This is a genomic window from Sphingobacterium sp. N143 (assembly GCF_030325625.1).
In the GTDB taxonomy this organism is placed as follows: domain Bacteria; phylum Bacteroidota; class Bacteroidia; order Sphingobacteriales; family Sphingobacteriaceae; genus Sphingobacterium.
The window spans coordinates 159,816-173,203 of the sequence record NZ_JACAIS010000005.1; the positions used below are offsets into that span (position 1 = coordinate 159,816).

Annotated in this window: 15 protein-coding genes; 6 read left to right on the top strand and 9 right to left on the bottom strand. The window is 39.2% G+C overall.

Going from position 1 to position 13,388, the window contains the following annotated elements; all coding sequences use genetic code 11:
* The first annotated feature begins 14 nt into the window (after positions 1-14).
* Positions 15-1,475, top strand: coding sequence for a glutamate synthase subunit beta (locus HX021_RS11670; protein ID WP_286590512.1), 1,461 nt, complete (start codon positions 15-17; stop codon positions 1,473-1,475).
* Between the two features lie 208 nt (positions 1,476-1,683).
* Here HX021_RS11670 and HX021_RS11675 read toward each other — a convergent pair whose 3' ends face one another.
* The 3 genes from HX021_RS11675 to tgt all read right to left on the bottom strand — a co-directional run bounded on the left by HX021_RS11675 (position 1,684) and on the right by tgt (position 5,011).
* Positions 1,684-2,595: a DMT family transporter gene (locus tag HX021_RS11675; protein WP_286590514.1), complete on the bottom strand. Its 912-nt coding sequence runs from the start codon at positions 2,593-2,595 to the stop codon at positions 1,684-1,686.
* Positions 2,596-2,703: 108 nt separating this feature from the next.
* The gene (locus tag HX021_RS11680; RefSeq protein ID WP_286590516.1) at positions 2,704-3,783 is read right to left on the bottom strand and encodes an LptF/LptG family permease; all 1,080 of its coding nucleotides are present in this window, start codon (positions 3,781-3,783) and stop codon (positions 2,704-2,706) included.
* Positions 3,784-3,880: 97 nt separating this feature from the next.
* Positions 3,881-5,011, bottom strand: a complete 1,131-nt coding sequence (tgt, locus tag HX021_RS11685) for a tRNA guanosine(34) transglycosylase Tgt (protein ID WP_286590518.1) — start codon at positions 5,009-5,011, stop codon at positions 3,881-3,883.
* 134 nt (positions 5,012-5,145) lie between these two features.
* On the opposite strand from tgt, the gene HX021_RS11690 reads away from it, so the two are divergent.
* Both HX021_RS11690 and rsmG read left to right on the top strand, forming a co-directional pair.
* Entirely contained in the window at positions 5,146-6,288 is a 1,143-nt protein-coding gene (locus tag HX021_RS11690) for a glycosyltransferase (RefSeq protein ID WP_286590520.1), read from the top strand.
* 22 nt (positions 6,289-6,310) lie between these two features.
* The gene (gene rsmG / locus HX021_RS11695; RefSeq protein WP_286590522.1) at positions 6,311-6,946 is read left to right on the top strand and encodes a 16S rRNA (guanine(527)-N(7))-methyltransferase RsmG; all 636 of its coding nucleotides are present in this window, start codon (positions 6,311-6,313) and stop codon (positions 6,944-6,946) included.
* A 100-nt stretch (positions 6,947-7,046) separates the two neighbouring features.
* Here rsmG and HX021_RS11700 read toward each other — a convergent pair whose 3' ends face one another.
* The 6 genes from HX021_RS11700 to HX021_RS11725 all read right to left on the bottom strand — a co-directional run bounded on the left by HX021_RS11700 (position 7,047) and on the right by HX021_RS11725 (position 10,278).
* Positions 7,047-7,556 carry a hypothetical protein gene (locus HX021_RS11700; protein ID WP_286590524.1) on the bottom strand — a complete coding sequence of 170 codons (510 nt, stop codon included), beginning with the start codon at positions 7,554-7,556 and terminating at the stop codon, positions 7,047-7,049.
* Between the two features lie 51 nt (positions 7,557-7,607).
* A complete protein-coding gene (locus HX021_RS11705) occupies positions 7,608-8,531 on the bottom strand; it encodes a ketopantoate reductase family protein (RefSeq protein ID WP_286590525.1) in 924 nt (307 codons plus the stop codon).
* A 39-nt stretch (positions 8,532-8,570) separates the two neighbouring features.
* Positions 8,571-9,020 carry a hemerythrin domain-containing protein gene (locus HX021_RS11710; protein ID WP_286590526.1) on the bottom strand — a complete coding sequence of 150 codons (450 nt, stop codon included), beginning with the start codon at positions 9,018-9,020 and terminating at the stop codon, positions 8,571-8,573.
* Positions 9,021-9,210: 190 nt separating this feature from the next.
* Complete coding sequence (locus HX021_RS11715; protein ID WP_286590528.1) at positions 9,211-9,822, bottom strand: hypothetical protein; 612 nt, start codon at positions 9,820-9,822, stop codon at positions 9,211-9,213.
* Between the two features lie 67 nt (positions 9,823-9,889).
* Positions 9,890-10,123 (bottom strand): hypothetical protein, encoded by a 234-nt coding sequence (locus HX021_RS11720; protein ID WP_286590530.1) that lies wholly within the window; start codon positions 10,121-10,123, stop codon positions 9,890-9,892.
* A 2-nt stretch (positions 10,124-10,125) separates the two neighbouring features.
* Entirely contained in the window at positions 10,126-10,278 is a 153-nt protein-coding gene (locus HX021_RS11725; RefSeq protein ID WP_286590531.1) for a hypothetical protein, read from the bottom strand.
* A 105-nt stretch (positions 10,279-10,383) separates the two neighbouring features.
* On the opposite strand from HX021_RS11725, the gene dprA reads away from it, so the two are divergent.
* The 3 genes from dprA (at position 10,384) to HX021_RS11740 (ending at position 13,285) form a co-directional block, all read left to right on the top strand.
* The gene (gene dprA, locus HX021_RS11730) at positions 10,384-11,493 is read left to right on the top strand and encodes a DNA-processing protein DprA (protein ID WP_286590532.1); all 1,110 of its coding nucleotides are present in this window, start codon (positions 10,384-10,386) and stop codon (positions 11,491-11,493) included.
* Between the two features lie 66 nt (positions 11,494-11,559).
* Positions 11,560-13,065 carry an MFS transporter gene (locus HX021_RS11735; RefSeq protein ID WP_286590533.1) on the top strand — a complete coding sequence of 502 codons (1,506 nt, stop codon included), beginning with the start codon at positions 11,560-11,562 and terminating at the stop codon, positions 13,063-13,065.
* Complete coding sequence (locus tag HX021_RS11740; RefSeq protein ID WP_286590534.1) at positions 13,058-13,285, top strand: DUF6814 family protein; 228 nt, start codon at positions 13,058-13,060, stop codon at positions 13,283-13,285. Before HX021_RS11735 ends, HX021_RS11740 begins: the two co-directional genes overlap by 8 nt.
* The last annotated feature ends 103 nt before the right edge of the window (positions 13,286-13,388 follow it).

Here is a 13,388-nt window from a genome sequence, read left to right on the forward strand (position 1 = left end):
AGGAGGCACAGATTATGGGAAAAATTACAGGTTTTAAAGAATTTGAGCGCGTGCTTCCAACGAAAGAAGCTGTTGAAGGCCGTGTACAGCATTTCAAGGAATTTAATAAAGGATATTCCGAAAATGAGCTGAATAAACAGGCTGCACGTTGTATGGATTGCGGTATTCCATTTTGTCACTCAGGCTGCCCACTGGGCAATGTTATTCCTGAATTCAATGATGCCGTATATGATGGAAAATGGGAGGAAGCTTATCAGATCTTATCCTCTACCAATAACTTCCCTGAATTTACAGGTAGAATATGCCCGGCCCCCTGTGAGTCAGCCTGTGTATTAGGGATCCACAGCAATCCCATTACAATTGAAGAAATTGAAAAGCATATCATTGAAATCGCATTCAAAAAGGGATATGTCAAAGCCCATAAAAGCTATTTAAAAACAGGGAAGCGGGTTGCAATCGTAGGATCAGGACCTGCAGGACTTGCTGCTGCAGCACAGCTCAATAAAGCAGGCCACGATGTTGTCGTCTTTGAACGCGATGATCAGGTTGGAGGGTTACTGCGTTATGGTATTCCAGATTTCAAATTAGAAAAATCGGTCATCGATCGTCGAATTGACCTGATGAAAGAATCTGGAATTGAATTCAGGGTAAACACTGAAGTTGGGAAAAATAGCAGTATTTACGAGTTAAAAGCATACGATGCGATTGTGCTGGCAACAGGCTCTACTGTACCATGGCATATGCAATTGCCCGGACATGATGCCACAGGTATACATTTTGCCATGGATTTTCTAACACAACAAAATAAAGAGGTTAGCGGGATCTCCATTGAGCAAGAACGCCTTTTAGCCACAGGCAAACATGTTGTGGTCATTGGTGACGGTGATACGGGATCTGACTGTATAGGTACGTCCAACCGTCAGCAGGCAAAAAGCATTACACAAATTGCCCGGAAACCTACCCCTTCAAAGGAACGCTTAAAAAACAATCCTTGGCCGTTAGACAAAGTCACCTTTGGCACCTCTTCCTCACAGGAAGAGGGATGTGAGCGACTTTGGGCTACAGAAACTCAAGAGTTTGTAAAAGATGAAAATGGCCATATCAAAGGACTTAAAATCAAGGAAGTCCAATACGAAGTCGATGATTTTGGGCGTAGGACACGCTTAGGGGAATCCGAAGTTCGAGAGATTCCTGCCGATCTTGTTCTTCTGGCTATCGGTTATCAGCACACTGAACATACGCTATTGGAGCAGTTGGGGGTCCGTGTTGACGAAAAAGGAAATATCCTGGCCAATGACAAGGACTTTAAAACCACGATAGACAATATCTTTACAGCTGGCGACTGTCGGAAAGGTCAATCGTTAGTGGTATGGGCAATTTCCGAAGGCCGTGAATGTGCGCGTAAAGTAGATGAATTCCTTATGGGCTATTCTGAACTTGAAAGTAAAGATTTCCTGGTAGCAGAACAACATTAATTTCCGGCAGATAAAGCCCGAATATAGTTCTTATCGAACAGCAAAAGAGCCGGTTGAAATTTCAACCGGCTCTTTTGTGCTGCATGCTTTTTAACTTTGTAATGCAACAAATAATTACGCTCTTCTATAGTCTTTCCATCAAACAATTTCCTCTTTCACCATTGCTTGCATCGGAAATATCTGTAGCGCCTCCGTGACATACTCACCACTAATGCAACCTACGGATCACTAGATCCTTTTGTCTTCTCTCTAATTTTGTTTTTACATATGGATACGTAAATACGGCCCCCAGCACGATACAGGCTCCCACATAAAATCCGCCACTCATTGTTTCTTTCTGTCCAAAAATCAACATGGCCAGCAAGATTCCATAGACAGGCTCCAGATTAGTAGTCAGGGCCACCGTAAATGCAGATAGCTCTTTCATCACTGCAACACCCATCACGTAGGCCACTGCAGTGCAGATTACTCCTAATAAAAGGAGGTATATCAGGTCTTGTCTTCCCAATTGCATTTCGGCATTAAAATCACCGGTAAATAACATCAGGACACTGATCCAGAAGCAAGCCCCCACCATTTCATAGAAGGTGATGAGTGTGGGACTGGATTTCTTGACCATCCGTGCATTGGCAATTGAAAATATGCTGGCACAAAAAGCACAGCCAAGACCAGCAAGCAGTCCAACCAGGTAATGTGTTTCAAAAGAAAAAATGGTATAGATTCCCAAAATAATCACCAGGCCTACAATGATATCCAACAGAGCGATCCGTTTCTTATTGATAATAGGTTCCAGTATAGCGGTGAACAATGTTACAGCAGAGAGTGTCACCAATGTAACCGACACTGTGGAAACTTTAATGGAATAAAAAAACAACACCCAATGCAGGCCAACAACGGCTCCAACCATAAAAAATTGAAGAAACTGTTTCCACGAAACTAACATCGTCTGTTTGGTCATCAAAAAATACACCAGCAAAGATACCGAGGCTATCGCGACACGGTACCAAACCAAATGAATAGCCGACACAGCTATCAAACTGCCCAGAATCCCGGTAAATCCCCAAATAAGTATTGTTAAATGCAGAATTAATATATTCCGATTTAGATGAATTTTAGCCATTCGTATTTTGAATATAAGTTAACTTTTAACAGAAATGGAACGTTCGTGAATACTGTTTATTTCGTCTGTAAATAGGCTAGATTGCATTCACGACCGTTTCGACAGCAATTATTTCGGCGCCCTTATCGCCAGGTACAAAGCGACCAAAAGAAAGGTAACATTCGGGATCAATACAGCAATTAATGGTGGTAATCCCCCTTTCAACGAAAACATATTGGCAAATTGAATAAAGACGATATAAGTAAAACTTAAACCGATACCAATACCCAAGCTCAGTCCAATTCCTCCCCTTACCTTTTTGGATGAAAGAGCCACCCCCATCAAGGTGAGCACAAAAGCTGAAAAAGGATAAACATAACGTTTATATTTTTCCAACAATAAGTCGTTCATGACTCCTGTTCCTCTGGTTTCTTCCTTGCGGATACGGATATTAAGCTCTCTTGTATCCATTGCCGTAAACATATTATCGCGCAGTTCAAAGTCAGAAGGTTTCATATCCAAGGTTGTGTCTTTCACAGCCCCTTTATCCATTCGTTCCCGTAGACCATTGATGACACGGTTAGTATACCCTTCAATTTTCCATTTTGTTGATACGGAATCCCAGGTAATACGATCCGCCATCATTTTTTCTCTAAGCGTATCTCCCTTGAAGATTTCAAGGACAAAACCATAGCCTGTCTTGGTGGAATTGTCGAAGTTATCAATATAAACATAACTGTTTTTATCCAGCTGCATATGTGTTGATATCCGAGAATTATCCTTTAATGGCTTTACATAAATATTCTCAAAATCCACCTTCATTTTATTGGTATGAGGGATAATAAAAATGTTGAACACCAATGAAACCGCAAAAATCAGGGTCGCTGAAATCATATAGGGCCGCAGCAGTCTATTGAAACTATAACCCGCACTCAAAATCGGGACAATCTCAGTCTGATCGGCCATTTTCGATGTAAAAAAGATAACGGCGATAAAGTTGATCAATGGACAAAGAAAATTGAGATAGAACGGAATAAATCCAGCATAATACTCGAAAATAATCTTATCTAGGGGCGCTTTATATTTCAGGAAGTCATCCAATCGTTCAGATACATCAAATACCACCATCACAACAGTAAATATGGCCATTGTGAACACAAAGGTGGTCAGATACTTCTTGATGATGTAACGATCAATTAACGAAAGCATATATGTAGATTTGCGTATTAAGATATGAGATTTAATTCTCTACTTCTGCAAGCATACAGCTGCATACTTTATCTATATTTTATTTTAAGTAACTATATTACAAACGTTGATCCAAAATTTTAACCATTTTATTTTTCCAATCGTAGAATGTACCATCTATGATCTTCTCCCTGGCCTGATTGACCAACCAAAGATAAAAATGTAAATTATGTAATGAAGCAATTTGTGCTCCCAAAATTTCTTGAGATTTGATTAGATGACGTAAATACGCTTTGCTGTAAAATTGGTCTGCATGCAGATCACTTTCCACTTCAATCGGAGAGAAGTCATCTTTCCATTTTTCATTTTTGATATTGATAATACCATTTTGTGTGAAGAGCATCCCATTACGTGCATTACGCGTCGGCATGACACAATCAAACATATCCACTCCCAAAGCAATATTTTCCAAAATGTTCACCGGCGTTCCCACTCCCATTAAATAACGAGGCTTTTCTTTTGGCAGAATGTCACAGACGACTTCAGTCATTGCATACATTTCCTCAGCAGGTTCACCAACTGAAAGGCCCCCGATCGCATTACCATCCCGGTTAAAGGAAGCAATAGTTTCTGCAGATTTTATCCGTAAATCCTTATATACCGATCCCTGCACTATGGGGAACAATGTTTGATCATATCCATAAAGAGGGTCTGTGCTGTCAAAACGGTCCACACAACGTTTCAACCAACGGTGCGTCATATCCAAAGAACGACGTGCATAACCATAATCACAAGGATAAGGTGTACACTCATCAAATGCCATAATGATATCTGCACCAATGATACGCTGCGTGTCCATCACATTTTCAGGTGTAAAAAGGTGCTTTGATCCATCAATATGAGAACGAAAGGTGACACCTTCTTCCTTAATTTTCCTTACTTCTGTCAGAGAATATACTTGATAGCCACCAGAATCAGTCAAGATGGGACGATCCCAACCATTAAATTTATGCAAGCCCCCAGCCTTATTCAAGACATTCAGTCCTGGACGCAGATAAAGATGATAGGTATTGCCCAAGATAATCTGGGCCTCAATATCATTCTTCAATTCATGCTGATGGATAGCCTTCACTGTACCTGCCGTACCTACAGGCATAAAAATAGGTGTTTGAATAGGACCATGTGCAGTTTCGACAACACCTGCACGTGCTTTTGAGAATTTATCCTGTGCTTGTAGCGTAAATTTCATTAATATTTCCCTAAAATATGTTGCAAAAATACTATAAAAAGATTTGCAAACAGGATGTTTCGAGAATAAATTATCATTTTGATTTAAAAACAATCTTATCAAATATTCAAAACAAGCGCTTATCTTTGTAAGCTATGCTTGACCTCCACGTATTTTTGACCAATCTTCCTTACATTGCTTTTGGAATATTAGGTCTTTTTCTTTTCGTACAACTCTATTATATCCTATTTGTATACAGCAAATTGAGCCGGTATCGGGTTGAACAATCCAAGGATGGGACCGATCTTCCACCTGTATCAGTTATCGTTTGTGCACATAATGAGGAGGACAACCTGCGTCAATTTCTACCTAGTATTCTCACCCAGCATTATCCTGATTTCGAAGTGATTGTTGTTAATGATTTTTCTACAGATGATACCCGGTGGGTCCTGAAGGAAATGAGTGAACAATATAGCCACTTAAAAATCGTGGATATCAAAGAACATATCCGCTTAAAGCATGGGAAAAAATTCGCCGTAACCATGGGCATTAAGGCCGCAAAGCATCAAATCTTGGTCTTTACTGATGCTGATTGTGTCACTCAGTCTGACCATTGGCTCACAGAAATTGCTACAGCCTTCAGACCAGAGACTGAAATTGTATTGGGCTATTCACCCTATTTTAAACATAAAGGCCTCTTGAATCTATTGATTCGATTTGAAACCAGCCACACAGCCATGAGCTATCTGTCCTATGCACTTAAGGGGAATGCGTACATGGGTGTTGGTCGTAATTTAGCCTATAAAAAGGATCTTTTTTTTCGGAACAAGGGATTTGCCGCCCATATGCACATCAAATCCGGGGATGACGATCTTTTCGTCAATCAAAACGCTACGCCCCGGAATGTTAACATCGTTGTTTCACCAGAATCCATCCTGTATTCAGTTCCAAAAATGACCTGGAAAAGCTATTATAAGCAAAAGGCGAGGCATTCGGGAGCATCTACCATCTATCAAAAGAGGCACCAGCGGATGTTGGGCACTCAACTGGTATCTGCTGTGTTATTTTATGTGACACTAATCCTTGTTGCACTCGTATTCCCCTCTTATTGGTATGTACCACTGGCATCCTATCTGCTACGACTACTTGCACAATGGGCAATATTTACACGTATATACAAAAAATTAGAAGTAAAAGAATTGATTTGGTGGCTGCCTGTGGTAGACTTCATCTACTATTTCTATATTTGCATCAATGGTTTGTTCAGCCGAAAAAAGAAAAAAATAAGCTGGAAATAATTCACCTTTAAAACATGAAGTTTTGAATCCTACAGTCGATATCATCTATACTTATTTTCCGAAACTAACGGATACACAGAAAGAGCAATTTGCTAAATTAGCTGAGCTCTATACCTATTGGAATAGCCAGATCAATGTCATTTCACGCAAAGATATTGATAGCCTATACCTACACCATGTATTGCATTCCTTGGGCATTGCCAAATTTGTTCAGGAACTAGCGCCCGGAACGCAAATTCTGGATGTTGGTACCGGGGGGGGCTTCCCTGGGATTCCAATGGCGATCCTTTTTCCAGAGGTCAAATTTCATCTCGTGGATTCGATCGGAAAAAAGATCAAAGTTGTTCGTGAAGTGGCCGCTGGACTTGGACTCAACAATGTAGAAGCAGACCATATCCGTGCAGAACAATTAGACGACAAATATGATTTTGTCATATCACGCGCTGTCACCAGACTCGGGGAGTTTACGCCTTGGATCCGCAACAAGTTTACAAAAAAAGATAAAAATGGCATCCCAAATGGCATCCTTTACCTGAAGGGAGGGGATTTGAGTGAAGAAATCAAAGAGTCCAAATTAAAAGCTGAATTACATCCGCTTTCAAGTTATTTTAAAGAAGATTTCTTTGATACGAAATCTTTGGTATACGTACCTATGTAAACAAAAAAGGAGGTGTGTTCAGGCTTTATCTCCCCACCTCCTACAAACAATGCATAAACACTTGGCAATATTTATTTCATATTCTACTGTCTTCTCTTTCTCATTCTACAACGCCCACCCGACCTTTAATTTTTGATTCTGCAATATAGAATCCTAGTACAGAAATAATAAATAGCACAAAGGTCAAACAAATAGGTTCAATTAGATCAAAAAATCTAAAGTTTCGAAATCCCCCCGAAGTATATTTAGAATCATTTACACGGTCAAAAACAAAAATAAACATGATTACATAAATATAGCCAAACTGGACACATAGGTTATATATAATCGGCTTCGGTTTCCATGCATTAACAATTATCTTTACAATATAAAAGAGCGAACATAAGACAACGGCAACTATAATCATCTCCATAACAGTAAGAAGCCTTATGTTTCCCAAGCCATAAATTATCGGAGGATGATTATCCCAAAAAACTGTAGAAAGTGTATTTTCTTTCAGCCAAAGTGATCCTGATATAACGATCAAAACTGGAGTTATAATCGTAAATAGCCAAAATGTCTGTACGATAGTTTTTGGTTGTTTTGTGAGTATTATACCTTTTTGAAACATTTTTTTATGGTTAAAATTACCCCTTTTAAAATCCAATTCTTAAGATAAATTTTATACTATAGAAAGGGCCGAATACATATAATTATAAGTTGGTAATGCCAACTGAAATTTATCACCTTCTCTAACAATATACCCTGTTAGTGATTCCAATTCTGTTTTATTACGAAGGCTTAAAAAATCACTATGCATGGAAGAAGTAGAACAGGCGGGCATTTTCCTAAAAACTTTCCATATTTTATCTTTATTATCTTTCGGCAACAATATACCTTTTCTAGATGCTAAACAGCTTATTTCTTGCACCAAAGCGCCAAATCCTTCCAGACAGCTCGGATCCATCCTAATCTGTCCAAAATTTTTATTATAAAAACAAGTTGCTGTAGCAACAGTAGATATAAGCATAAATTTCTGCCAGATTGACGTTGAAATATTACTAGTTAGTTTAGAGTAAATCCCCCCCTGTTTGAATAATAAATCCAATTTCTTTAAACGAATATCTTGCATTCCCTGAACACCAAAATGAAGGTCTGCAAAATCGCTATTGCAGGTTATTTTTCCTGTAGAGATGGATCTAACAATAACATTGACGCAGCCCTCAGCAACTAATGCATTAGGAAAAAAAACACTGATATCTTTGTGATGATCAACACCATTAAGAAGAGGCACAATCACAGTATCATCTCCTATACATGGAGCAAGCACACCTAAGGCCTCCGCAAGATCATAATTTTTTACACATAAAATAATATAATCCATGACACCTAAATCCGTCGGATTATCCGATACACGAGCTGGCATCGCTGTGAATCCTTCCGATAAAGTTTGAACACATATGCCATGATCTCGAATAATCTCCACATGATTTTGTTTAGTTAAAAAATTAATATTGACATAGGGGTCATTTTCAAATGTACGAGCCATTAATCCCCCGAAATACCCACCAACTCCACCAACGCCCACAAAAAGAATATTAACCATCACAAATAATTTATCTCCAAATGATCTGTTATCTCTCCATTATAGCCAAAACTGGTCATCCCATTGCTGCCCCTGATCCCCGTCATTATATAAGGATTCTAACCATTCACACTGTTCTTCTGATACTAATTTCTGAAATTCAGGGAAGAGAATTTTTTCCTCAAATCTGATATGCCTTTCCAAGCGTTCCTCTATTCTGTTCAGCATTTTGAAAGAATAATCTTTTTGGGTGAGAATAAGTTTTTGAATCCATCGATGCTCGCTTAACGCCCGTTGTACAAGTTTATTTTCATTTCCTAACATCGGAAAAACATAACGCTCCTCAATTTCAAAATGAAGACTTAATGACGATATCCACATATACTCTATATAAGATCTAATGCGAGCAAGATCTATTCCCTTCTCCTGTCCTTGTCTAATTCTCCAACTCAATTTTAATAAACTATGATGTTCTCTATAAAGCCTATCTAAAGGAATAGTAGTTTCCAATGTTTCTGTCATTTATGAATTCCCTATCAGTTAAGACGCCCCTAGTCATTTTTATTGTATTCCACCAAAAAAGACCAAGGGCGTTTGTGTAAAAAAAACAGATGGAAGTAAAATTCGGATCAATTATTTATTCCGTTTGACAAAGCTATACACCGTTGTTATTTATTTTTATTCTGTTATGGACATGTTTTTATTCATACTCGCCATCACGAAAATTAGTTGATTTAGGAATAGAAATCATATGGTGGATAATATCTACAGAATCCTTATAACTCTTTAAACATTCTTGAATATAAGCCACTTTTTCATAGTTTGTCTTTTCATTAAGCCATTTTAGGGAGGGCCGAAAATAGATCCTAAATTTTTCGAGCGAATCTCCTGAAAGCGCCGTATAGGTTTGCGTTAGTGGCAGCCACTCTTCATAGATCAAATCAAGTTCATATTCCCTTTCAAAATCCCGTTGCATTTTTCTGGAATTACGACCTTTTCGACTAAATTTATTATATAATTTATTGAGATTGACCGCAATGCCCCCTTGATGTGGCAATGTGACCATATTCTTGGTATCCCCCCAGAAATAGATAGATCTATATTCCTCTTTCTTTTGATCAAGTTTATCTTTGGCAGAAAGCTTTTTACGAGTGATCAAAGCTATATCAAGTTGCAAAGTATCTTTTATCTCTTTTCCAATTGTGTCTTGTTGATCAAGCCCAATTGGAAAAGCGAAAAGTACCTGTCGATTATATGCAAAATAAAGACAAAAAAACAATAAAGATAGAAGACCAATACGTATCATATTCATAATTGACAAACTAAATTAACAAACTACAAACAATGTTAAATACTTTAACTATCTTTAACTTATAGTACTAGAGCTCCAACTCTTTTTTAATTTCCAAGCCAATTAAATTGATTTCTTCATCCATACCGAACATAGGAAGTTCAGTCTCTGGGTTCAATTTTAGCCAGTTTGTATCGTTGTCTTTAATAATCTTTACATATTCAACACCATTCTTAAAGATGACATACGTATCTTCTTCCTCGGGGAAAACGGAATATACTACATCACCCAATTCGATATCAAAAGGTTCTCTCATTTTCATATTTACAATATCATTAATCCAATCAAAGTTACCAATTCTTCCTGGTTCTTTTCAAAATGAGGCAGAATTTCATCGTCAAGCCATTCCCAAAACTGTATATCAAAAATTTTATCCATTTGATTAATGACTTTTATAGTTCCCTGAGCTATTACCATGTAATATACTTTTTCTCATTCTATTATAAGTACAGAACCTAAATAAATTCTAATAAAAAGTAATACAGTTAGTTATAATATTTACTATATTTAAAGGATCCAATTATGAAACTACTCTATTCCATAGCTTTGACTAAAATCAAGGGCATTGGCCCTAGAACAGCACGTACTATCCTTGCGCATAGCCCGAATCTAGCAGAGTTTTTTTCGTATTCAAAAAAAGAACTGATGCAGATTCCTGGTATTCGCGAATCAATTGCAGATGCTATACGGGATAAAACCTATCTGAATGCATGTGAAAAGGAACTTGCTTTTATTGAAAAACATCATATTAAAGCACTGTGGATTGAAGACAAAGACTACCCCGACAGGCTCAGGCAATGTAACGACGCTCCCCTCATGTTGTATTACAGGGGAAGCAGCTCCCTCAATGCAACAAAGATAATCAGTATCGTGGGGACGAGGCATTCGACTCCTTATGGTCAAAAAATATGTGCAGACTTTATCCAGGATCTCAGTGATGCGGAAGACATCTTAATTGTCAGTGGGCTGGCCTATGGTATTGATGCGCTGGCACATCGTCATGCGCTCAAAAACAATATTCCGACTATTGCTATACTGGGCCATGGATTAGACAGGATCTATCCGGCATCGCATCGTGAGCTAGCCTCCAAGATGGTAGCCAATGGAGGCTTATTGACAGAATTCACTTCCGATACGCTCCCCGAGCGCACTAACTTTCCAATGCGGAATCGGATTATTGCTGGTCTGGCCGATGTAACAATCGTGGTCGAAGCGGCTATTAAAGGCGGCGCCTTGATTACGGCTGAAATAGCAAACAGTTATAATCGGGATGTCTGTGCCTTTCCTGGATCCATTTATGAAAGAGCCTCCGAAGGAACAAACCACCTGATCAAGACCAACCGTGCCCATATGATCAGGCAGGTACAGGACCTGGAATACCTCATGGATTGGAAAATCAGTAAAACCGATAAAGAAAAACCGCAATTGCAGCACTCCAGTATCACTGAAGAGCAACGGACACTGTTGCAGCTCATTCATGAAACGGGTCAATTAGAGATCGATCAAATGCTCGACCACTTGCCTTGGTCACAGAGCAAATTGGCATTAATTTTACTGGAGCTCGAAATGCAATCATTGGTGCAGGTACTTCCGGGCAAAGTCTATCGATCACTTGGACAGCCAATCGTTTAACCACCAACAATACACTAAATATTTTTTGACTAAACCTTATAAAAGCAAACACTAAACCAATTATTGATGAACGACAACAACACAAAGAGTATCTGGAAAGTCATCGGAGCCTCCTCCATGGGGACACTGATTGAGTGGTATGATTTTTTTATTTTCGGAAGCTTATCCATTGTAATTTCGACAAAATTTTTTCCGGCAGACAATCCAACAGCTGCCTTTTTATCGACCCTGGCCACCTTTGCTGCAGGCTTTGTTGTACGACCTTTCGGTGCTTTATTTTTTGGGCGGTTGGGCGACATTATAGGCCGCAAATACACCTTCATGGTGACGCTCCTGTTGATGGGTGGTGCTACATTTCTCATTGGCTGTATTCCCAGCTACGATAGTATCGGTTTTTGGGCACCATTGATCGTTTTGATATTAAGGCTTTTACAGGGCCTTGCTTTGGGAGGCGAATATGGTGGAGCAGCAACCTACGTAGCCGAACATGCTCCGCTTGGACAACGCGGATACTGGACCTCCTGGATCCAGACAACAGCAACATTTGGGCTATTTATATCCTTGGTTGTTATTCTCTTGACCAAAAGTTTCCTCAGTGAGTCCCAATTTGATAGTTGGGGCTGGCGTGTTCCGTTTCTACTATCTCTGGTCATGGTCTACGTTTCTTATCTTATCCGTAAGAAAATGAAAGAATCTCCAGAATTCAGTAAAGCCAAAGCTGAAGGTAAAACAAGTTCGAACCCATTAAAGGAGAGTTTTGGAAATCGCTATAATCTCAAATTTGTCTTACTTGCCCTATTTGGTGCTGCCATGGGGCAAGGAGTAGTTTGGTATACAGGACAATTCTATTCCATGAGCTTTATGAAAACGGTGATGCATCTCCAATCAGATCAAGCCGATACCATATTGGGCATAGCATTATTGCTGGGTACTCCATTTTTTGTAGTGTTTGGGTGGCTAAGTGACAAAGTTGGTCGCAAGTGGATCATGCTAGGTGGCATGCTATTGGCCGTACTGACCTACCGCCCCATTTATGAATCCATGTATCAGCTTTCCAATACCAAGCAAAAAATCAAGCTTAGCGAAACCACCGACTCGCCATTATCAGGTCAAAGTTCTGAAATTGTTTCTATCACCAAAACTCAATACGATGATGGTACTGAAATGACCAGCACCCAGATTACACACCAGCAGGGGGAGCTCAAAGGGCAACAGACAGCAAAAACAGTCGTACACCTGGCCGGTAAAAACTATGCATTTCTGATTGCACTGATCTTCATCCAAGTCATCTATATCACTATGGTCTATGGCCCCATTGCAGCATTTTTAGTCGAACTGTTTCCTGTAAAAATTAGGTATACTTCGATGTCCCTACCTTATCATGTCGGTAATGGTATTTTTGGAGGTCTTCTTCCCGCTGTTTCCACTTACTTAACCACCAATGCTGAAGTATCCAATGCCCCTCAATTTTATTTAGCAGGTTTATGGTACCCCATCATCATTGCAATTGTATGCTTTGTCATCGGCAGTATCTACATCAATAACACATCTAATCCCACTAACCATGAATAGTCTCAAAAAACTTCTCGGTATACTTTGGATCATTTTGGCCATCTATACAGCCTATTTTTGCATTTTCGAACTCGCTCTTCCGAAGTTAGTAACTGGTCATCAGGAGGATCTGGTATTCGGCATCATCATTCTATGTATTTTGACACCTATCATTTCATTGGGCCTGGGGCTTTTTGGATATTATTCCCTTCTGGGCGAATATAGCAGGGAAAAAATGTAGAACAGTACTTTCCCATAAAACCGCATTAGCCTTCTATAGCTGGATATCTATAGAAGGCTAATAATGGACATTGTCCTTCCTCCATAGTTTCATCTGACAAATA